Annotated in this window: 21 protein-coding genes; 14 read left to right on the forward strand and 7 right to left on the reverse strand. The window is 68.3% G+C overall.

What is annotated here, in order from left to right:
- Nucleotides 1–84 precede the first annotated feature (84 nt).
- A complete protein-coding gene (locus HLH34_RS07240) occupies nt 85–1,326 on the forward strand; it encodes a NupC/NupG family nucleoside CNT transporter (RefSeq protein ID WP_183118916.1) in 1,242 nt (413 codons plus the stop codon).
- An 8-nt stretch (nt 1,327–1,334) separates the two neighbouring features.
- Here the strand turns inward: HLH34_RS07240 and HLH34_RS07245 are convergent, their stop codons facing one another.
- Genes HLH34_RS07245 through tsaD form a run of 3 tightly spaced genes read right to left on the reverse strand, consistent with a single transcriptional unit; the run spans nt 1,335 to nt 4,257 of the window.
- Nucleotides 1,335–2,297, reverse strand: coding sequence for an NAD(P)H-dependent glycerol-3-phosphate dehydrogenase (locus tag HLH34_RS07245; RefSeq protein WP_183118917.1), 963 nt, complete (start codon nt 2,295–2,297; stop codon nt 1,335–1,337).
- A gap of 4 nt (nt 2,298–2,301) precedes the next feature.
- The gene (locus HLH34_RS07250; RefSeq protein WP_183118918.1) at nt 2,302–3,135 is read right to left on the reverse strand and encodes a 23S rRNA (adenine(2030)-N(6))-methyltransferase RlmJ; all 834 of its coding nucleotides are present in this window, start codon (nt 3,133–3,135) and stop codon (nt 2,302–2,304) included.
- Nucleotides 3,136–3,144: 9 nt separating this feature from the next.
- Entirely contained in the window at nt 3,145–4,257 is a 1,113-nt protein-coding gene (gene tsaD, locus HLH34_RS07255) for a tRNA (adenosine(37)-N6)-threonylcarbamoyltransferase complex transferase subunit TsaD (protein WP_373318685.1), read from the reverse strand.
- Nucleotides 4,258–4,328: 71 nt separating this feature from the next.
- On the opposite strand from tsaD, the gene hemC reads away from it, so the two are divergent.
- The gene (hemC, locus tag HLH34_RS07260) at nt 4,329–5,408 is read left to right on the forward strand and encodes a hydroxymethylbilane synthase (RefSeq protein WP_183118920.1); all 1,080 of its coding nucleotides are present in this window, start codon (nt 4,329–4,331) and stop codon (nt 5,406–5,408) included.
- A complete protein-coding gene (locus HLH34_RS07265; protein WP_244959729.1) occupies nt 5,398–6,138 on the forward strand; it encodes a uroporphyrinogen-III synthase in 741 nt (246 codons plus the stop codon). Before hemC ends, HLH34_RS07265 begins: the two co-directional genes overlap by 11 nt.
- A 36-nt stretch (nt 6,139–6,174) precedes the next feature.
- On the opposite strand, the gene secB is transcribed toward HLH34_RS07265, so the two are convergent.
- The gene (gene secB / locus HLH34_RS07270) at nt 6,175–6,693 is read right to left on the reverse strand and encodes a protein-export chaperone SecB (protein WP_182940387.1); all 519 of its coding nucleotides are present in this window, start codon (nt 6,691–6,693) and stop codon (nt 6,175–6,177) included.
- 218 nt (nt 6,694–6,911) lie between these two features.
- Here secB and HLH34_RS07275 point away from each other — a divergent pair, with 218 nt between their 5' ends.
- The 8 genes from HLH34_RS07275 (at nt 6,912) to HLH34_RS07310 (ending at nt 15,278) form a co-directional block, all read left to right on the forward strand.
- Nucleotides 6,912–7,592 (forward strand): Tim44/TimA family putative adaptor protein, encoded by a 681-nt coding sequence (locus HLH34_RS07275; protein ID WP_183119020.1) that lies wholly within the window; start codon nt 6,912–6,914, stop codon nt 7,590–7,592.
- Between the two features lie 75 nt (nt 7,593–7,667).
- A complete protein-coding gene (gene mltA / locus HLH34_RS07280; protein WP_183118922.1) occupies nt 7,668–8,843 on the forward strand; it encodes a murein transglycosylase A in 1,176 nt (391 codons plus the stop codon).
- Between the two features lie 25 nt (nt 8,844–8,868).
- Nucleotides 8,869–9,732, forward strand: coding sequence for a DNA-methyltransferase (locus HLH34_RS07285; RefSeq protein ID WP_183118923.1), 864 nt, complete (start codon nt 8,869–8,871; stop codon nt 9,730–9,732).
- Between the two features lie 114 nt (nt 9,733–9,846).
- Nucleotides 9,847–11,268: a cytochrome-c peroxidase gene (locus HLH34_RS07290; RefSeq protein WP_183118924.1), complete on the forward strand. Its 1,422-nt coding sequence runs from the start codon at nt 9,847–9,849 to the stop codon at nt 11,266–11,268.
- Nucleotides 11,269–11,405: 137 nt separating this feature from the next.
- Nucleotides 11,406–11,993: a Smr/MutS family protein gene (locus HLH34_RS07295; protein WP_183118925.1), complete on the forward strand. Its 588-nt coding sequence runs from the start codon at nt 11,406–11,408 to the stop codon at nt 11,991–11,993.
- A 308-nt stretch (nt 11,994–12,301) separates the two neighbouring features.
- Nucleotides 12,302–13,387, forward strand: coding sequence for an ABC transporter substrate-binding protein (locus HLH34_RS07300; protein ID WP_306417765.1), 1,086 nt, complete (start codon nt 12,302–12,304; stop codon nt 13,385–13,387).
- Nucleotides 13,388–13,446: 59 nt separating this feature from the next.
- Nucleotides 13,447–14,505: a FecCD family ABC transporter permease gene (locus tag HLH34_RS07305; protein ID WP_183119022.1), complete on the forward strand. Its 1,059-nt coding sequence runs from the start codon at nt 13,447–13,449 to the stop codon at nt 14,503–14,505.
- A complete protein-coding gene (locus HLH34_RS07310; protein ID WP_183118926.1) occupies nt 14,502–15,278 on the forward strand; it encodes an ABC transporter ATP-binding protein in 777 nt (258 codons plus the stop codon). Before HLH34_RS07305 ends, HLH34_RS07310 begins: the two co-directional genes overlap by 4 nt.
- 31 nt (nt 15,279–15,309) lie before the next feature.
- Here HLH34_RS07310 and HLH34_RS07315 read toward each other — a convergent pair whose 3' ends face one another.
- The 3 genes from HLH34_RS07315 to hemF form a co-directional block, all read right to left on the reverse strand.
- Nucleotides 15,310–15,918 carry a HutD/Ves family protein gene (locus HLH34_RS07315; RefSeq protein WP_342354501.1) on the reverse strand — a complete coding sequence of 203 codons (609 nt, stop codon included), beginning with the start codon at nt 15,916–15,918 and terminating at the stop codon, nt 15,310–15,312.
- Nucleotides 15,903–16,997, reverse strand: a complete 1,095-nt coding sequence (locus HLH34_RS07320; RefSeq protein WP_183118928.1) for a hypothetical protein — start codon at nt 16,995–16,997, stop codon at nt 15,903–15,905. The genes HLH34_RS07315 and HLH34_RS07320 overlap by 16 nt, the downstream gene beginning before the upstream one ends.
- 164 nt (nt 16,998–17,161) lie before the next feature.
- Nucleotides 17,162–18,064: an oxygen-dependent coproporphyrinogen oxidase gene (gene hemF, locus HLH34_RS07325; protein WP_183118929.1), complete on the reverse strand. Its 903-nt coding sequence runs from the start codon at nt 18,062–18,064 to the stop codon at nt 17,162–17,164.
- A 184-nt stretch (nt 18,065–18,248) separates the two neighbouring features.
- On the opposite strand from hemF, the gene HLH34_RS07330 reads away from it, so the two are divergent.
- Genes HLH34_RS07330 through HLH34_RS07340 form a run of 3 tightly spaced genes read left to right on the forward strand, consistent with a single transcriptional unit; the run spans nt 18,249 to nt 21,158 of the window.
- Complete coding sequence (locus tag HLH34_RS07330) at nt 18,249–19,484, forward strand: cytochrome b (RefSeq protein WP_183118930.1); 1,236 nt, start codon at nt 18,249–18,251, stop codon at nt 19,482–19,484.
- Nucleotides 19,481–20,257, forward strand: a complete 777-nt coding sequence (locus tag HLH34_RS07335; RefSeq protein WP_183118931.1) for a cytochrome c1 — start codon at nt 19,481–19,483, stop codon at nt 20,255–20,257. Before HLH34_RS07330 ends, HLH34_RS07335 begins: the two co-directional genes overlap by 4 nt.
- Entirely contained in the window at nt 20,247–21,158 is a 912-nt protein-coding gene (locus HLH34_RS07340; protein WP_183118932.1) for an S-methyl-5'-thioadenosine phosphorylase, read from the forward strand. Before HLH34_RS07335 ends, HLH34_RS07340 begins: the two co-directional genes overlap by 11 nt.
- Nucleotides 21,159–21,163: the final 5 nt, after the last annotated feature.

The following is a 21,163-nucleotide window of genomic DNA, read 5'->3' on the forward strand; positions in this document are numbered from 1 at the left end:
GCGTGCCCACCTGTTCACGGACGGTCTGGACAGCGTAATCCGCAACGCACAGTGTCGTTACGGAATTGTATTGGCAGGGGTAGAATGGCCGTCCTTCGGGGAGTTCTGGGTATTGCGGTCCTGATCGGCCTGGCGTTCGCCCTGTCGACCGACCGGCGGGAGATACGTATCCGGGTGGTTGCGGCGGCGGTCGCGATGCAGGTGGCGCTGGGCGGGCTGGTGTTGTTCGTCCCGGTCGGGCGGCAGGCGCTGCACGCCGTGTCCACCCTGGTGAACACCGTGCTGGGATACGGCACGCAGGGGACGGCCTTCCTGTTCGGCGGCCTGGTCGACGACCGGATGAACACGTTGTTCCCCGGCAACGGATTCATCTTCGCGCTGCGGATCCTGCCGCAGATCATCTACATCTCGGCGCTTATCGCCATTCTGTATTACTATCGGGTCATGCAGCGCCTGGCGGCGTTCCTGGGCGGTGTGGTGCGGCGCGTGCTGGGGACCTCGACGATCGAGTCGTTTTCCGCCGTCACGACCATCTTCCTGGGCCAGAGCGAGATGCCGGTGGCCCTGCGGCCCTATGTCCCGCTGCTGACCCGCGCCGAACTGTTCGCGGTGATGTCCAGCGGCACGGCCTCGGTCGCGGGATCGGTGCTGGCGGGCTATGCGGGGCTGGGCGTGCCGATGGACTATCTGCTGGCCGCGTCCGTCATGGCCATTCCGGGCGGCCTGCTGTTCGCCAAGATCATCATGCCCACCCGCGAGGACACGCGGGTCACGCGCCTCGACCTCGCCTTCGGTCACGAGCATCCGGTGAACGTGTTCGAGGCCATCGCCGTCGGCTCGGCCAGCGGCGTCACGGTGGCGGTGGCGGTCGGCAGCATGCTGATCGCCTTCATCGGGCTGATCGCGCTGGCCAACGGCATGATCCATGGGCTGGGCGACTGGCTGGGGATTGCCGGACTGTCGCTGGAACGCCTGTTCGGCGTCCTGTTCGCGCCGCTGGCGTGGCTGATCGGGGTGCCGTGGCATGAATGCGGCGTCGTCGGCGCGATCATGGGCCAGAAGCTGGTCTTCAACGAATTCGTCGCCTACCTCTCGCTCGCCCCGCATTTCCACCAGGCGACGCTGGACGCGCGGTCACTGGCGATCGCCTCGTTCGCGTTGTGCGGGTTTTCCAACCTGTCGTCGGTGGGGATCCTGATCGCGGGGTTCGGCAGCGTCGCGCCGGAACGACGGGCCGAAATCGCGTCCATGGGCCTGCGCGCGGTGCTGGCGGGGTCCCTGTCGAATTTCATGAGCGCCACCATCGCCGGCATGTTCATCCTGTAGGGACGCGCCTATTCCGTTCCCACGGGCCGGTTGAGCAGCCTGTCCCGCGCCGCCGGCAGGTCGATGTCGCCCGCCAGCAGCAGGGACATCGTTTCGATCACCGGCACGGCGATGTCATGCGCGCGGGCCAGCGCCAGGATCGCCGGTGCGGTGGCCACGCCCTCGGCCACCGTGGTGCGCTGCCCCAGGATCGAGTCCAGCGTTTCGCCGCGTCCCAGCGCCAGGCCCAGGCTGAAATTGCGCGAGGACGGGCCGGTGCACGTCAGGATCAGGTCGCCGACGCCCGCCAGCCCCGACAGCGTAGCCATGCGCCCGCCCAGCCCCTCGGCCAGGCGGCCCAGTTCCGCCAGGCCCCGGGTCATCAGCGACGCCCGCGCGTTTTCGCCCAGGCCGGCGCCGATGGTGGCGCCGGCGGCGATGGCGATCACGTTCTTGGCCGCCCCGCCGATCTGCACGCCGATCGTGTCGTCACTGGCATAGAGGCGGAAGGTCGGGGTGGTCAGATGGTCGGCCAGACGACGCGCCAGTCCCCCGTCGTCGCAGGCCAGCACGGCGGCGGTCGGCAGGCCCTGTGCGACCTCGTGCGCGAAATTGGGGCCGGACAGCACGGCGCGCGGCAGGTCGGGATGGGCGTCGGCAATGATGTCGAGCGGCAGGGCCAGGCTGTCGCGTTCCACCCCCTTGCAACAGGCGACCATCGGACCGGCCGGAGGCACGTGGGCCAGCACCGCGCGCAGGTGCTGCATCGGCACCGCCAGCAGCACGGCGTCCGCCTGGGCGGGCATGGCCGACGTCACCGTGACCGAGGCCGGCAGCACGGCCGTGGGCAGGCGCGGCAGGGTGCGTTCGGCGGTCAGGGTTTCGGGCCGCCTGGCCCACAGGTGAACCTGCGCTCCGGCGCGGGCGGCCTGCGTCGCCAGCGCGATGCCCCAGGCCCCGGCGCCGATGACGGCGATGCGCGAAACGATCATGATCCTATTCCTCGACGATCCGGGTGATGGCGGCTTCGCCCGTTCCGTCAGGCGACAGGTGGGTCAGGGCACGCATGGCCGGAAGGGCCTGTTCGGCGAAGCCGAAGGGCGGGCCCGCCACCAGCATCCCGCAGCCGTTCAGGCGCGACGGGTCCAGGGGGGGGCGCAGGGTCAAATCCACCGCGATGATGTCCCGCAGCCCCGAATCGCGCAGCGAATCGTGAAACGCCCGAACCGGGGCACGGTGCTTGATCGGGTACCAGGCCGCGACGGTCCCGTTGGCGAATCGGCGGCGCGCGGTGACGATTCCCGCCGCCAGGCGCTGAAATTCGTCGGGCTGCTCGAACGGCGGGTCGATCAGCACCAGCCCGCGCCGCGCGTCGCGCGGGGGCAGAAGGGCGCCCAGCGCGGCATAACCGTCGCGGGCATGGACCGAAACCTGGCTGTTGCCTGCAAAGAGGGCGCGCAGTGTCCGGCTGTCCTCGGGGTGGAGTTCGCAGCAGACCAGACGGTCCTGCGGGCGTAGCATCATGGCGGCGATCTGCGGCGACCCGGGATAGAACGCCGGCGCCCCGGCCTGGCGGACCAGATTCAGATAAGGCGCAAGCGGCCCATCCGGCGTCGTGGCGCTGTCCAGCAGGCGCCCGATTCCCGAGCGCCATTCGCCGGTGCGCGAGGCCGAATCGCCGCTCAGATCGTAGCGCCCGATTCCGGCATGGGTGTCCAAAATCGAAAAGGGCGCGGGCTTGCGGCGCAGGGCCTGCACCAGCAGGACCAGCAGCACATGCTTCATGCAGTCGGCGAAATTGCCGGCGTGATAGGCGTGGCGGTAGTTCATGCCGTGGGTCTAGCCCGGCAGGGCGGTCGTGGGAAACCGTTCGGCCATCTGTTCCAATGGCCACCGGGGCCGGGGCAGAAGGTCCAGATCGTCGGCGGGGGGCAGGCCCCGGGCATGCCGTTCGTGAAGGGTCTCGATCGCCGCCCAGGCGACCATGACGGCATTGTCGGTGCACAGGCGCAGAGGCGGGGCGGCGAAGGGCAGGCCGCGCGACGCCGCAAGGTCGGTCAGGCAGGCGCGCAGTCGGGTATTGGCCGCGACGCCGCCCGCCGCGACCAGCAGCGTCGCCTGGGGCATCATGTCCAGCGCGTGGGCGACGCGGTCGGCGACGATGTCGGCCACGGCATTCTGGAAACTGGCCGCAATGCCGGCGGCGGCGGCCCGGGGCAGCGCGCCGGCCGCGAACGGCGCCAGTTTCTGCGCCACCGCCGTCTTGAGGCCCGAGAACGAAAAATCACATCCCGGCCGGCCGAACAGCGGGCGGGGCAGGGGATAGGGCGCCGGATCGCCCTCGGCCGCCAGGACCTCGACCGCCGGCCCACCCGGCCAGCCCAGGCCGAGCATCTTGGCGACCTTGTCGAAGGCCTCGCCCGCCGCGTCGTCGATCGTGCCGCCCAGCTTGCGGTAGCGGCCCACGCCTTCGACGGCGATGCACTGGCAGTGCCCGCCCGACACCAGCAACAGCAGATAAGGAAAGGGCGCGCCGCCCGGCACCAGACCCGGCAGGCGGGCGGTCAGGGCATGGGCCTCGATATGGTTGACGGCCACGAACGGCCGGTCCAGCGCGACGGCCAACCCCTTGGCGACCCCCGCGCCGACGATCAGCCCGCCGATCAGGCCCGGGCCGGTGCTGGCCGCGATGGCGCCCAACCCGGACGGCGGCAGGCCGGCGCGGTCCAGGGTATGGCGCACCAGCGCCGGAAGGGCGGCCAGATGCGCGCGGGCGGCGATTTCGGGCACCACGCCGCCGAAGGGAATATGTCCGGATTGCGACAGCACGGCCTCGGCCAGGATGGTGCCGTCGGACGCGACGATGGCGCAGGCGGTATCGTCGCAGGACGATTCGATGGCCAGTACCGGCGTCGGTACGGCGGAGGCGGCGGGCGGGGGGGACATGATCATTGCATAAAATACAGTTCCGCCGGGCGTTATGTCATCTTTCCTTCGCCTCGTCGCGGTAATAGAGACAGACCATGGATTTTGCCCGATCTCCCGCCCCTGGTCCGTCATCCGCCCTGCAGAAGGTGGCGGCCGAAGCCGCCGCGCGTCAGAAGCAGGGGGTACAGCGCCCTGAAAGCCATCATCGCCGGCAGTTGCCGCTGCGGGTGGGGACGCGGGCATCCCCCCTGGCGCTGGTGCAGACGCGTGCGTTCCTGACCGTGCTGACCCGGTTCTGCCCGGTGCTGCGCGACATGGGGGCGTTCCAGGAGCACCAGATCAACACGACCGGCGACCAGGTCCAGAACCGCCGACTGGCCGAGATCGGCGGCAAGGGCCTGTTCGCCAAGGAAATTCACGACGCGCTGTCCGACGGCCGCATCGACTTCGCGGTGCACAGCCTGAAGGATCTTGAAACCACCCTGCCGCCCGGGCTGGTGCTGGCCTGCACCTTGCGGCGCGAAGACGCGCGCGACGTGCTGATCCTGGGACCGGGCCTGGAAAAAGGGACGGCGGCGGACCCGTTCGCCGCGCTGCCGAAGGGGGCGCTGGTTGGCTGTGCCTCGGTCCGGCGGCAGGCGCAGATGCTGCATGTCCGCCCCGACCTGCGCTTCGGCCTGCTGCGCGGCAATGTGCAGACGCGACTGGACAAGCTGGCGGCCCGCCAGTGCGACGCGACGCTGCTGGCCCTGGCCGGGCTGCGTCGCCTGGGCATGGAAGACCGCGCCGACATCGTTCTGGATCCCGAGATCATGGTGCCGGCGGCGGGCCAGGGCATTGTCGGCGTCACGGTCCGCGAGAGCGATCTGGAACTGCGCGAACTGCTGGCGGCGATCGAGGATTACGAGGCCCGCGCCGTGGCCACGGCCGAGCGCGCGCTGCTGGCCGAACTGGATGGATCCTGCCGCACGCCCATCGGTGGCTATGCCCGCCTGGTGTGGGACGAATCCAGCCAGGACCCGACCCTGCGCCTGACGGGCCTGGTGGCGCGGGAGGACGGGTCGTTCCTGCTGCGTCGCGTGGCCACCGGCGCCCCGGCCGATGCCGAGCACCTGGGGCGTGAACTGGGGCGCAGCCTGCGGGCCGACAGCCCGTCGGATATTTTTGCCGAGTGACCATCCGGTCGGGTCCGGCGTTCTGGTCACCCGCCCCGAACCCGGCCTGAGCGAGACCCTGGCCGCCGTGCGGGCCCTGGGATGGCGCCCGTACGCCGCGCCGATGCTGCGGATCGGGATCCGTCCGCTTGCCTTGCCGGGCGGCCGGATGCAGGCCGTTCTGCTGACCAGCGGTCAGGCGATCGCCGCCCTGCCGGGGCGGATACCGCCGGACATGCCGATCCTTGCGGTCGGCGAGGCGACGGCGCGGCGTGCGCGCGAAGCTGGATTTGGCGATGTCACCACGGCCGGCGGAACGGCCGAGGCGCTGCTGGGCCTGGCCCGCACGCGACTGGACCCGCGGCACGGTTCGCTGCTGCTGGCGACGGCGCGGGGATATGGCGGTGTGCTGGTCTCGGGCCTGCGGCAGGCGGGATTCCAGGTCAGTCGCCGATGTGTCTATACGGTGGAGCCGGTCGGACGGCTGGGGGGCGATATCCTCGACGCCCTGGCGCAGGGGGCGGTGGAAGCTGCCCTGTTCTATTCCGCCGAGACGGCGCGCCAGTTTCTGGCGGCCCTGCCGCCGGATGCCGCCGGAAGGCTGGGCGGGGTCAGGGCGGTTGCGATATCCGCCGCCACGGCATCGGCCCTGGGCGGGGCGAGATGGCGGGCAATCGACATCGCCGACCGTCCGGACAGTGGGTCGATGCTGTCCCGACTGGGACAGTATCGGCAGATCGTCCCGGGCTGACCCGCGGCGTGCCGGCCGCGGATCAGTCCGGCCGGATCAGGCGTTGCCGGCGGTCTGGGGGAAGCTGCTGCGCTTGGCCTGCCACAGGGCCACGAAATCAATCGGCTGCAGCACGACGGGCGGGAAGCCGCCGTCACGCGTGACTTCGCTGATGATGTTGCGGACATAGGGGAAGATCAGGCGCGGCACTTCGACCAGCAGGATCGGCTCGACCAGTTCGTCGGGCGCGTTCGTCAGCGTGACGATGGCGGCATAGGCCAGTTCCGCGATGAACACGGCGCGGCCCGGGGCGGCGCCTTCCTTCTCGGGGGCTTCCAGGGCCTCGGCCTTGATCGCCAGCACGACTTCGAAGACCGGGTGGTCCTGCTGCAGGCGGTTGGCCTGGACATCGATATTGACGGAAATCTGGGGATTCGCGCGCAGCGTCGCGAAGATTTCGGCGCCGGCCGGGACTTCGAACGACAGGTCCTTGGTGTACTGCAGATTGATGGTCAGCGGCAACGCCGGCGGAACGCCCTGTGCGCCGTCGGTGGGGGGCTGAGTCGTGTCGGACATGAACGAGAATTTCCTTGCACGCAAAAGACGGAAAGCAGGTTCCGGCGGTAGCATGCCCGGCGACGTTCGCCAACCTCGATGGATCACCCCCGCGGATTTTGCCGATTCCCCGTTTACGCCGGGTGCCGCATTGTGTCCGACCGGGGCGTTGCCTATGTGTAGGGGCGACTTCTGACCTGCGGGCCGGCCTGTCCGGGTCGCCTCTGATGGGCTTGGTGATGGATTTCTCGTTCAATCATTTTCCGTTCGATCTGGTGCTGTTCGGCCTGATCGCCGCGTTCCTGGCACTGCGGCTGCGCAGCATCCTGGGAACGCGCGTGGGGGCCGAACCCCGGCCCCAGCCCGCGCCGGCGCCGCGTCCCGGGCCGGTGATCGAAGGACGGGCCGAAGCCCCGGCCCCGCTGACGGATTATGACGTGCCCGCGCCCGAAACCCGCGTGGGGCAGGTGCTGGGCGAGATCGCGCGGCGCGAGCGCGATTTTGTGCCGGCCCAGTTTCTCAAGGGTGTCGAGACCTCGTTCCGGCAGATCGTCCTGGCCTTCGGCGCCGGCGACGTCGCCATGCTGCGTGAGCGCCTGACCGCCAACGCGCTGGCGGCGTTCGAAGGGGCGATCCGCTCGCGCGAGCAGTTGGGCGAAACCCAGAAGGCCGAGGTCCGCGCCATTGCCAGCCTGGCGATCGTCGATGCCGCGATCGAGGAGCGCGACGGCGCCGCCCATGCGCGCATCGATGTGCGCATCGTCTCCGACCAGATCAGCCTGACCCTGGACAAGGACGGCCAACCGGTATCCGGCACCGATTCGGTGACCGAGTTCTCGGACCTGTGGACGTTCGAGCATCTGCTCGGTGCGGCGGTCAGCGGTGCGACGTGGCGCCTGGCGGCCAGCCGCAGCGCCTGATTCTCTTTTATTTTTCGCCTCCTGGCATTTTTCGCCCTGGCGCGCTTTCCTTTTACGAACGGTCTGGCTCTGTCGTTGTCCCACACCCTTATCTCTAAAATCCTGCGGGGCGCCGGTGCCGCCGCCATCGCCCTGCTGTCGGCCTGTGCCGTGCCGAACGAAGGCGGGCATCCGCCCGTCGCGTTCTCCGACCTGCAAGGATGGGGGGCGGATGCCGCCCAGCAGTCGCTTCCGGTCTTCCTGACCGAATGCCGCCATCTGGGACGCCTGCCGGCGGATGCCACGCTGGGGTCGGACAGCGGCCCGGGCGCGCATGTCGGCGACTGGCTGCCGGCGTGCCGGGCGGCGGCCGCGCTGCCCACCGGCGATGCCCAGGCGGCGCGCGCTTTCTACGAACGCTGGTTCCAGCCGGTTCAGGTCGGCGACGGATCGACGCTGTTCACCGGCTATTACGAACCGGAAATCCGGGGTTCGCTGTCGCGCGGCGGGATCTACCAAACCCCGGTCTATCGCGTGCCGGACGATCTGGTCCGGACGCGGGCCACCGATGGGCGCATGGTGACGGGGCGCTGGCAGGGCGGGCAGTTCGTGCCGTACTGGTCGCGGGCGCAGATTGACGCCGGCGCGCTGGCCGGCCGGAATCTGGAATTGCTGTGGGTCGCCGATCCGGCCGACCTGTTCTTCCTGCAGATCCAGGGATCGGGCCGGGTGCGGCTGCCCAGCGGGCAGGTCGCGCGCCTGGGATTCGGCGGCAAGAACGGCCTGGACTACGTGCCGTTGGGCCGGGTCCTGGTCCGCGACGGGGCAATGGCCGAGGACGATGTCAGCATGCAGTCGATCCGTGCCTGGCTGACCGCCCATCCCGCCCAGGCCCGCACCACGATGGAGGAGAATCCGAACTACGTCTTCTTCAACATGCTGGACCATGTCTATGTCGACCAGGGCGCGCCGGGTGCGATGGGCGTGCCGCTCAGCCCCGGGCAATCGGCCGCGATCGACCGGCGGGTCATCCCGCTGGGGGCGCCGATCTGGGTCGAGACGACGTTGCCTGCTCCGTCGGCCGGCACATGGCAACGCCTGGTGTTCGCGCAGGATATCGGCACCGACATCCAGGGCGCGTCGCGGGCCGATCTTTTCCTGGGGTGGGGCGCCGACGCCGAACAGACGGCCGGCAAGATGCGCCAGCACGGGCGGATGGTGGTGTTCCTGCCGCGCCCCGTCGTGATCCAGTCCCAGGGTGGCGGATCATGACGCAGACCCTGGCGATTGGCGCGGCATGACCGAACGGCCACCCAAGGCCCGGGCTGCGGCGGATGGCGCGGCCCGCGCCGCGCCGTGCCCTGTCCGCACCCAGCGCTATCCGATCGGGCCGCACCTGCTGATCCGGGGGGACTGCCTGCGGGTGCTGCGCCGCATGGAGGCGGCCTCGGTCGATGTGGTGGTGACGTCGCCGCCCTATAATATCGGCCTGGACTATCGCACCTACAGCGATCGCCTGGCCGAGACGCAGTATCTGGACTGGATGATGGAGGTCGCGACCGAACTGCATCGCGTGCTGCGGCCGGACGGATCGTTCTTCCTGAATATCGCGGGGTCGTCCGCGCAGCCCTGGATTCCGTTCGAACTGGCGGTGCGCCTGCGCGCGATCTTTCACCTGCAGAATCATATCAGCTGGATCAAGTCGGTCTCGGTCGAGGACGACACGTTCGGCCATTTCAAGCCGGTGAACAGCGCGCGTTACCTTCACCGGAACCACGAGCACCTGTTTCACCTGACGCGGTCGGGCACCGTGGCGCTGCGCAGGCTGGAGATCGGCGTACCGTACAAGGACAAGTCGAACATCGCGCGCCGTGGACACGCGCAGGATCGGCGCTGCCGGGGCGATACCTGGTTCATCCCCTACGAGACGGTGCAGGGCAAGGCGCAGAAATTCAACCATCCCGGCACCTTCCCGGTGCGCCTGCCGCAGATGTGCATCCGCCTGCATGGCCGGCCGGACGCGGTGGTGCTGGACCCGTTCATGGGTACCGGCACGACGCTGGTGGCGGCGGCCGAGGAAGGGGCGCGCGGCATCGGGATCGATCTGGACGCCGCCTATGTGAAGGTCGCACGCGAACGACTGATCCAGGCGATGAAATGACCTGTATCGCGATGGTATCATCGAGCCATTCGATCGTTTTGATAGAAAATATTATTTTGACAGTCTAATAACCGATGGGCCAGACCACTCTTCTGAGAAAAGAGGAGAGTGGATGTGTCGGTGCGCAAGGTCATTCTGTCGGTCGCGGCCCTGGGCTGCGTCGCCTATGGCGGTGTTGTTGGGTATCTGACCCATTTCGATCATGAGAGTGCCCCGAATTTGGGCGTACACTCTCCAACACTTGGCAATCCGACGGCATTGGCCGCGTTCAATGTGATCCGCGAGGCCCGCTGCGATTATTGCCACGCGCGCAATACCGACCTGCCGTTCTATTTCCATGTGCCGGTGGCGAACCAGCTGATGCAGCGCGACCTGGACCAGGGCCTGCGTCATTTCCGGATCGAACCGGTGATCGAGGCGTTCCAGAACGGCACGGTGCCGTCCGAGGAACAACTGGCGCGGATCGAGGAAGTCGTCCGCCAGAACCGCATGCCCCCGACATTGTACCTGCTGATGCATTGGCACGCCCATATGTCGCAGGCGCAGCGTGACGCCCTGCTGGCGTGGATCGCCGACGAACGGCGCGCCCATTACGCCACCCCGGGTGTCAGCCCCCGGTTTTCGGCCGAACCGGTCCAGCCGATCCCGGACGCGCTGCCGGTCGACGACAGCAAGGTGGCCTTGGGCCGGCGCCTGTTCTTCGACAAGCAATTGTCGGGCAACGGCACGCTCAGCTGCGCCAGCTGCCACGGGCTGGATCATGGCGGGGCCGACGGGCGCGTAACCGCGCTGGGCATCGACAACCAGCATGGTCCGATCAATGTGCCCACGGTCTATGACGCCGCCTTCAACCAGAGCCAGTTCTGGAACGGGCGGGCCGCGACCCTGGCCGACCAGGCCGCCGGTCCGGTGATGAACCCGCTGGAAATGGGATCGCACGACTGGGGACAGGTCGCCGGCACCCTGAAGCAGGACCCGACCTACATCGCGGCGTTCCAGGCCGCCTTCGGGTCGGACGACATCACCAAGGACACGATCACCGCCGCGATCGCCGAGTATGAAAAGACGCTGATCACGCCCGACAGCCGGTTCGACCGTTACCTGAAGGGCGACGCGCAGGCGCTGAACGCGCAGGAAAAGAACGGCTACGCCCTGTTCAAGAGCGTCGGCTGTTCCGGCTGCCACACCGGTGCGTCGATGGGCGGGCAGGCGTTCGAGGTCATGGGGCTGGAAGGCAATTATTTCGCCGACCGCGGCGGCAAGGTGACCGACGCCGACGAGGGGCGTTACATGGTGACCCATTCGGACGACGATCGCGAACGGTTCAAGGTGCCGAACCTGCGCAATATCGCCCTGACCGCCCCGTATTTCCATGACGGCAGCGTCAAGACGCTGGAACAGGCCGTGCGGGACATGGCGCGCTACCAGACGCCGGACCATGATGTGTCCGATCATGACGTCGCCGATATCGTGGCGTTCCTGCGGACCCTGACGGGCACATACCAGGGCCGGATGCTGACCGACGCGGCGCAGTAACCGGGGTCGCCGGGGAAGGTACCCCGGCGATATCCGCTTCGGACTTTGTCCCGACGGGGCAACCCGTTAAGAAGACATGACCCGCACGGATGTGACGGCGCCGGGGCCGCGCCGATCGGCGGGGTGGAGGGACGCGCGTGCGCCGTCGGCGGATTCTCAGGGAAGACGAGCAGGCGCTCTGGACGGCCTTCGTGCGGGGCATCACGCCGCTGGCCCGGCGGGACGCCGGGGCCGTACGAACGCCGGAACCGGTGGCCGCGCCGGCCCGTCCCGTGCCGGACAGCAAGGCAAAGGCCCCGGGGACCAGGGAACCCGCTTTGCCGTCAGTCTCCGTTCGGCCGCCCGTTCCGTCGCAGGCGCGGGGCCTGTCGAACGCAACCATGGAAATCGGCATCCGCCGGCCGGGGATCGACGATACCAGCTGGCGGTCCCTGGTCAGCGGCAAGCTGCGCCCCGCCCGCATGCTGGACCTGCATGGACAGAACGCCCAGACGGCATTCCACCGGCTGCATGCCTTCCTGATCCAGGCCCGCGCCGACAATGTCAGATGCGTCGAAGTCATTACCGGCCTCGGGTCGGGCCATGGCGGCGGGGTGCTGCGGCGCGAACTGCCGCTCTGGCTGGGACGGTCCGACCTGCGCCCGCTGATCCTGGCGGTGGTTCATCCCCATGCCGCGAACCAGGGGGCGGTTCGCATTCTGCTCCGCCGGCCCGGACGACCCTGAGGGGGCTGCCTGGTTCCCGAAATGGCGGTGTGCCCTAGGCATATGAGCTATGCGGGAAGGGTGATTTCCCCGCGAATGCTTCTCAGTGACTGACGATGGGGGTACAACGTCGCGAACCAGTTCACTGCCCCGACGGCGTGGCCATGCTTGGCCATGTAAGGAAGGGCGTCAATCCGACGAGTTGAAGGCCAGCTTCCCGCAAGGCGGCCTGAATGTGGCGGCTGACAGGCGGGAGTATGTTGATGGTCGTGTCCCTTCGAAAGCACCGGCGCGGTTTCCTGCGAACGATCGCCAGCCTCGCGGTCGCGATGGCGGTCTCGACCGCCGCCAGGGCGGAGACGATCACTGATCTGACCGGCCGCAAGGTCGAGATTCCCGCCCAGGTCCACCGGATCGTGCTGGGCGAGGGGCGCCTGATCTACGCATTGGCGCCACTGGAAAAGCAGCATCTGTTCGACCGGATCGTCGGCTGGCAGGGCGAATTCCGCGAAGCCGACGTCCAGACCTACAATCGGTATGTGGCAGCGTTCCCCGCCGCGGCGAAGGTGGCGTTGATCGGCAAGACGACGGCCGATACCGTCAGCCCCGAAAAGGTGCTGGACCTGCGCCCCGACCTGGCCATCCTGTCGGTCAGCGGGCATGGCCCCGGGGCGTCCAGCGAACTGGTCGCGCAACTGGAAAGCGCGCATATTCCGGTGGTGTTCGTGGATTTCCGCGCCCATCCGCTGGATGACACGGTTCCGTCCATGCGCATCCTGGGCCAGGTCCTGGATCGACGGGCCGAGGCCGAGGCGTATATCGCGTTCTACCAGTCCCATCTGGACCGGATCCGCAGCCGTGTCGCATCCCTGCCCGAAACGTCGCGCCCGACGGTGTTCATGGAAATGCTGGCCGGCACGCGCGAGGCCTGCTGCCATACGGCGGGCAAGGGCAACATGGGGGCGTTCATCGAGGCCGCGGGCGGGCGCAACATCGCGGCCCCGCTGCTGCCCGGCTATATCGGCGACATCGCTCTGGAACAGGTCATCGCGTCCGATCCCGACATCTATATCGTCGACGGGACGAAGGGGCCGGCCTTCAAGGGGCTGGCCGTGCATATGGGCGCCGAGGTGGACGAGGCCATGGCCCGCGCGTCGGTGCAGGCCGTCCTGCAACGCCCGGGCATTTCCACCCTGCGCGCGGTCCATGACGGGCACGCCTACGGGCTGTGGCATTCGTTCTATGACTCGCCGTACAATATCCTCGCCGTCGAAGTCATGGCGAAATGGTTCCATCCCGACCTGTTCAAGGATGTCGATCCGCAGGCGACGCGGGCCGAACTCTATTCCCGTTTCCTGCCCGTACCCCCCAGTGGCACGTACTGGGTCGATGGGCCGGCCATGAGCACCCGATGAACGACCAGGCCACGATGCCCGACGCCCGTGCCTCGGCCGGACGGGACGCGGGGGCGCGTATGCTGCTGACGGCGGAGCGGGTCGGGCATGTCCGCGACGCCTATCGGCGGCTGCTGCGACGGCGTGTGTCGATCCTGTCGGTGCTGGGGGTTCTGATCGTGGCGTCGGTGGTGCTCGATTTCGCGCTGGGGCCATCCGGCATGTCGCCCGCGACGCTGCTGCGGATTTTGCTGCACCCGCATGACGGCCCGGCGGGGCAGAGCGTGATCGTCTGGCAGATCCGCCTGCCTTATGCCCTGATGGCGGTATGCGTCGGCGCGGCGTTGGGCCTGTCGGGGGCGGAAATGCAGACGATCCTGAACAACCCGCTGGCCAGCCCGTTCACCCTGGGTGTGTCGGCCGCCGCCGCGTTCGGCGCATCGCTGGCCATTGTCCTGCAATGGCAGATCCCCGGCATTCCCGCGGAATGGGTGGTGTCGGCCGATGCATTCGCCTTCGCGATCGGGTCCGCCTTCCTGCTCGACCTCGTGTCGCGGTTGCGCGATGCCTCGACCAGTACGGTGGTCCTGTTCGGCATCGCGCTGGTCTTCACCTTCCATGCCCTGGTGTCCCTGGTGCAGTTCGTGGCCAGCGAGGACGCGTTGCAGGATCTGGTCTTCTGGACCATGGGCAGCCTGACCCGGGCGAGTTGGTCCAAGGTGGGTATCCTTGCCGCGGCCTGCGCGGTCATCCTGCCGCTGTCCTTCCGTTCGTCCTGGTCGCTGACCGCGCTCCGGATGGGCGAGGAGCGGGCGGCCAGCTTCGGCATCGACGTCCGGCGCGTCCGGATCATGGCCCTGCTGCGGATCAGCGTGCTGTCGGCGCTGGCGGTGTCCTTCGTGGGCACGATCGGTTTCGTGGGGCTGGTCGCGCCGCATATCGCGCGCCGGCTGCTGGGCGAGGACCATCGGTTCTATCTGCCGGGCAGCGTCATGGTGGGGTGCCTGATCATGTCGCTGTCGGCGATCGCGGCGCGCACCGTGCTGCCGGGGGTGATCATGCCGGTGGGCATCGTCACGGCGCTGGTGGGCATCCCGTTCTTCCTGACGATCGTACTGCGGCGGCAGGTGGCGTCGTGAGCGGCCTGACGGCGACGCATGTCACCGTGCGCTACGGACGCCGCACGGTGCTGGACGACCTGTCGGTCGGGCCGTTGTCGGCGGGCGCGGTGTCGGCGCTGCTGGGGCCGAACGGCAGTGGTAAATCGACGCTGCTGCGCGCCCTGGCGGGGATCGAACCGTCGGGGGCGACCGTCCGGTGCGGCGAACTGGAACTGTCGCGCATGCGCCTGGCCGCCCGCGCGCGGCATTGCGTCTATCTGCCGCAGGCCCTGCCGCCGCCGGTGCACCTCCAGGTCCTGGAATCCGTGATCGCCGCCCGGCGCGCGGCCGCGCCCGCCGGCGACTGGGAGGATGACGAGGTCAGCGAGGCGCTGGAGATCCTGGGCCGCCTGGGGGTGGACGATCTGGCACTGCGCTACATGGACGAACTGTCGGGGGGACAGAGGCAGCTTGTCGGTCTGGCGCAGGCGCTGGTCCGCCAGCCGGAGATCCTGCTGCTGGACGAACCCCTCAGCGCCCTCGATCTGCATCACCAGTTCGCGGTCATGAAATTCGTCCGGCAGGAGACGCGCGAGCGGGGGATGGTGACGGTCGTGGTCCTGCACGACCTGAATATCGCGCTTCAGCAGGCCGATCATGTGGTCATGCTGCGTCGCGGCCGAATCGAGGGGGCAGGCGACGCGCGCGAGGTCATCACCACCCCGATGCTGCATCACGTCTATGGGGTGCGCGCGCGGGTCGAGACCTGTTCGCGCGGCCGGCCGCATGTGGTGGTGGACGGGGTGGATTGAACGACGTCCTGCCTCGGGGGCGAAAATGCCCCTATTGCGGAATTTCGTTAAATCGTATCAGGAAAAACGATGCCTTCCCGGACAGGGTCAGCCCTGCCGCGGCGTTGTCGCCGATGATGAGGCTGTCCTGGGCGGCAAGGCTGGCGACGGTTCCGCCGCGTGTCACGGCCATCCGGCCGTTTTGGCAAAACAGGACGGATCCCTTGTCCGCGTGCAGGCTTGTTTCACCATCGACGCCCATGCGCGCCACCGAATGGGACATGAGTGTACGGCGGCTCATGACGTTCAGGTCGGTCACGCGGCCGTCCGTCAGCGTCGCCGTCGTGGCGGCGTCGGCGGGAAATGCATAGGGGGCGCTGGCGGTCGTCAGATGCATCCCCATGCCGCCGTCATATGCCAGGGTCAGGCCATTTCCGGACAGGAGCGACAATGTCCTGTCGCAGTCGGCGAAAATCGAAAACGAACCGTCCGATGCAACCGTCGCCATGCTGATGCGCCAGGCGAAATTGTCCAATGTCGCATGCGCGGGAAACACCGCGATTTCCACGGTCTCTCCGCCGCCATTCTTCCATTTCATCCGGCGGTAGTCCGCCGATCGGAGGATTCTCATGACCAGGCGGCCGGCTATCCCAGCCGCCATTCGGGGGAATGGACGGCCAGCCAGCGGCGCAATGTCAGGATAGCCTGGATTTCGCCGGTCATTTCCCGCAGATGGGGCCCGCAGCCGGGACCGCTGACCAGTTTGCGTCCACGACCGTTGACCAGCGCCTCTACCGCCCCGGCCGAGGCCGCGACATCGGCGGCATGCCGCCATCCCGCGACCTGGGCCGGGGGGGTCAGCATCGGCAGTGCCAGCGCCACGTCCAGCGATGCGGCGGCAGCGACGGCTTTCCAGGCGTCGTAGACCATGCTGGTCGGGGCGTGTCCGCGTTCCTGGACGAAGCGTTCGGTCAGGGTCGGCACCGTCTGGCCGTGGTAGGCGATCCGCACGGTGTCCGACAGGGTGAAGAGAGGCGCCACCCCGTCCTGCCCCAGCGTATCGAACAGCGCGGTCAGGGCATCGGGCGACATGGGGTCGGAAATCTGGACGATGTCGACCTTGCCCTCGCGCAGGGCGGCCAGCGCTTCCGTCCGGCTGGCGAAGCCCGCGACGGGAACCGGGCGCAGGCCGAAGACCGCCATGGCCAGAAGGCTGGCCAGTTCGATTGCGGTATAGGACGATACGGCGACGCGCACCGGCCTGTCGCGCACCAGGTCGCGCAGGGTGCGGTGCAGGTCCGCCCGTCCCACGACGACGGGCGACACCAGGCTGAGCATCAGGGGAACCCAGCGTCCGAAATCGAAATGGACGCGCGGATCGCCGGCCAGCGACGCCACCAGGGCCGCGCCGGGCACCAGCAGGGCGGTCGTCCCGTCCGGCACGATCTGGGTGTCGAAAAGATTGGCCCCGGTCACGCCGTCCTGCCCGCTGGTCATGCGGACCGTCAGCGGGGCCGCGGCTTCCAGCCCCTGCATGAGGGCAGGGGAAAGCACCGTGCTCCATTTGCCGGCCGTGCTTTCGGCATTGCCCGCCACCAGCAGGGTCGGGTCGGGAATGGTATTGCCGGCGGGCATCACGCTGGCGATCTGCGTCATCCGCTCGAATGCATGCGCCTGGGACAGGCCCGCGGCCAGCGCCAGCCCGGCGGAGGTCAGGAAGTGGCGGCGGCGCAGTGTCATCTATGACCGGCCGGACGGCTTGCAAACGATGTCGGCGGGTCGGGCAGACGGCAAAATCTGAAACTCCGTGGCAAAGGCCGGTCCGGGCGCCGGTCTGGCGCCGAAATGAGGCAAGTCTATGGCAGGCGTGGCGGCCCCGCGCGGAATGGTGCTTGCGCGGGACTTTACGGCCAGCGGACCTCGGGGGGAAGACTCATCAGGATCGCCTCGGTGTTTCCGCCGGTCTTCAGGCCGAACAGGGTCCCGCGATCGTGGATCAGGTTGAATTCCACGTATCGCCCGCGCCGGACCAACTGTGCCTCGCGCTGGGCAGGCGTCCAGCGTTCGGCCATGCGTCCGCGCACGATTGCGGGGTAGCTGTCCAGGAACGCCAGCCCCACGTCGCGGGTGAAGGCGAAATCGGCCCCCATATCCCCGCTGTCCAGCCGATCGTAGAAGATCCCGCCCAGGCCGCGCGCCTCGCCGCGATGCGGCAGGAAGAAGTAGCGGTCGCACCAGTCCTTGAAGCGCGGGTAATAGGCCGGGTCATGCCGGTCGCAGGCCAGGCGGAACCCGTCATGGAACAGGGCGGCATCGGCCTGGGCTTCGGCGCTGTCGGGGAACATGGGGGTGATGTCGCCGCCACCGCCGAACCAGCCCTGGGTGGTGATGATCATGCGGGTGTTGAAATGCGCGGCCGGCACCAGCGGGCTGCACATATGGGCCACAAGGCTGATGCCTGTCGCGAAGAAGCGCGGATCGTCCACGGCGCCGGGGATGGTGGTGCGGAATTCGGGGCTGAAGGTGCCCGACACCGTCGATACGTTGACGCCGACTTTCTCGAATACCCGCCCGCGCATCAGGCTGATGACGCCGCCGCCACCGGGCGTCCCGTCCTCGTTCGTCCGGTCCCAGGCCTGGCGTTCGAATCGGCCTGGCCGGGTGCGGCCCGGCAGCGTCTGGACGTCGCCGGCCTCATCCTCGATCCGTTCGAAGGCGGAACAGATCCGGTCGCGCAGGCTTTCAAACCACGTCCGGGCTTCGTCCTTCAGGCCGTCGTGGGGTATGGGCGCGCGGGGTGCTGTCATCGTCGGGCCATCTTCTGCGTCTGCGTCGGTCGATGGCCTACGGGTGCCTGTTTGCGCGGACGATTGCAAGAAGGGGTGCCTCGCCGGTAAGGAGGGCAAAAGCCAGCCGTCCGCCCGGACGGCGGCCGGCGGATGGTAAACGCGCCGGCCCGCGGGTGCGGGAACGGCACGGAAGGATGGATGGATGACGGACGCGGGTTCCGGTGACGTAACGGGCGGGAAGGGCGAGGGGGCGGCCGCATGGCTGGACGCGCGCCTTCCGGTCGTATCGGGCTTCCGGCAGGAATATATCGACTATCCGACGCCCAGGAACCTGAACGGGTTGTGGAATTTCGGCGCGATCCTGACGGTCGTGCTGCTGGTGATGCTGGCGACCGGCATCTTCCTGGCTGTGAACTATACGCCCACCGCCGCCGGCGCCTTCGCGTCGGTCGAGGCGATCGAACGCCAGTTGCCCAGCGGCTGGCTGTTGCGTTCGATCCACGTCACGGGCGCCAGCCTGTTTCTGGCGGCGCTGTATGTGCATCTGTTCCGCGGGCTGTATTACGGGTCGTACAAGCGCCCGCGCGAGGTGCTGTGGCTGACCGGGCTGCTGCTGCTGGTCATGGTGATGTTCACCGCCTTCGCGGGATATGTCCTGCCGTGGGGTCAGATGTCGTACTGGGGCGCCGACGTCGCGGGCAAGGCGGTGGACGCCATCCCCGGCATCGGCCCGTGGCTGGAACATTTCCTGCAGGGTGGAGACGCCCCGGGCGACGTGTCGCTGCATCGCTTCTTCGTGCTGCATTTCGTGCTGGCGTTCGCGGTGCTGGGCGTGGTGGTCCTGCACGTCGCGGCCCTGCATGTCACAGGATCGAACAACCCCCTGGGGATCGAACCGAAGGAGCCGCGCGATACGTTGACCTTCCACCCGTATTATACAAGCAAGGACGCGGTGGGCCTGATCCTGTTCGCGCTGCTGTTCGCCGTCCTGGTGTTCTTCCTGCCGAACCTGATGTTCGAGGCCGAGAACTTCCGCCCGGCCAATCCGCTGCATACCCCCGCGGACATCGAACCCGAATGGTATTTCCTGCCTTTCTACGGGATGCTGCAATCCGTGCCGTCCAAGTTCGGCGGCCTGCTGGCGGCGGTGGGGTCGATCCTGGTCCTGTTCCTGGTGCCGTGGCTGGATACCTCGCCGATCCGCTCGGCGCGTTTTCGCCCGGTCTATCGGCTGGGCATGGTGGCGCTGGTCGCCTCCTTCATCCTGCTGGGGCTGGTCGGGCGACATCATGCCGAAGGCGGGTGGATGATCGTGGGGCGCGTGGCGCTGGCCTATTATTTCGCGCATTTCCTGGTTCTGCTGCCGCTTTCAAAGCGGCTGGAGCGCGGGGTCATCCTGCCGCGCAGTATCTCCTCCGGCATGGATGCGGGCGCATGAGGGCCATCATCGTGGCGTCGGTCGCGGCCGGCGCGGTCCTGATGGCGGTCGCCCCCGGGTCCGCCCGCGCCCAGGAACGTCGGCATGAGGTCGCCGCGCCGCAGGCGTGGGGCTTCGCCGGACCGCTGGGCCGTTTCGACATGGCAGCGGTCCAGCGCGGATATGCGGTCTATGCCCAGGTGTGCTCGGCCTGCCACTCCCTGAACGGCATGACCTATGGGGACCTGGCGTCGATCGGCCTGACGGACGAACAGGTGCGCCAGATCGCGGCCAGCCAGAGCGTACCGGGGGGCGTGGATGCGCAGGGGGCGGCGGTCACGCGTCCGGCCACCGCCGCCGACCATTTCCGCCAGCCCTTCGCCAGCGTCGAGGCCGCCGCCGCCGCCAATAACGGCTCCCCGCCGCCCGACCAGTCGCGGCTGGCGCTGGTCTATCCCGGTGGGCCGGACCGGATCTATGCGCTGCTGACCGGCTATCGCCCGGCCCCGCCGGGTTTCGTGCCGACCAATGCCGGGGCGTTCTACAACCCGTACGCCGCGAATTCCGAAATCGGGATGCCGCCGCCGCTGCATGACGGGCAGGTGGAGTACGCCGACGGCACCCCGGCCACCACCGCGCAGGAAGCGCGTGACGTCACGACTTTCCTGGCCTGGGCGGCGCAACCGCATCTGGCCGAACGTCATCGTCTGGGCGTGCAGGTCACGCTCTATCTTCTGTTCCTTGCCATCCTGGCGTTCATCCTCAAACGGAAAGTCTGGTCCGATGTCCACTAACTCCCCTTCGTCCGGCACGCCTGCCGTCGAACCCGTGATCGGGCTGATCGGCGGGTCCGGCCTCTATGATATCGACGGGCTGGAAGACAAGGAGTGGCGCACGGTGGAAACCCCGTGGGGCATGCCGTCCGACCAGTTGCTGTTCGGGCGCCTGGCCGGCGTGCGGTGCGTGTTCCTGCCGCGCCATGGGCGCGGGCACCCGATCCCGCCGTCGCGCCTGAACTACCGCGCGAACATCGACGCGCTGAAGCGGTCGGGCGTGACGGACATCGTATCGCTGTCGGCCGTGGGGTCGTTGAAGGAGGAACTGCCGCCGGGCCATTTCGTCATCATCGACCAGTTCATCGACCGCTCCTTCGCACGGGAAAAGAGCTTCTTCGATACCGGCTGCGTCGCGCATGTCTCGATGGCCGACCCGCTGTGCCCGCGCATCGGTGACACGCTGGAGGACAAGGCGCGGGGGCTTGGCCTGGACGTGACCCGGGGTGGGACCTACCTGGTGATGGAGGGGCCGCAATTCTCGACCCGTGCGGAAAGCAATCTGTACCGGTCGTGGGGCTGCTCGGTCGTCGGCATGACCAACATGCCCGAGGCCAAGCTCGCCCGCGAGGCCGAGATCTGCTACGCGACCGTGGCGATGGTCACCGATTACGATTGCTGGCACCCCGACCATGACAGCGTGACGGTCGATGCGGTGGTGAAGGTCATGCAGTCCAACGCCGACCGGGCCAGGGCGCTGGTGGCGTCGGTCATTCCCGCCCTGGGGCAGCCGCGTGGACTGTGCCGCGCCGGATGCGATCGTGCGCTGGAACATGCGCTGATCACCGCGCCCGACCGGCGTGACCCGGCCCTGCTGGCCAAGCTGGACGCCGTCGCCGGCCGGGTGCTGAACCGCGCCTGACCTGA

The sequence above is a fragment of the Gluconacetobacter azotocaptans genome, from assembly GCF_014174355.1.
Lineage (GTDB): Bacteria > Pseudomonadota > Alphaproteobacteria > Acetobacterales > Acetobacteraceae > Gluconacetobacter > Gluconacetobacter azotocaptans.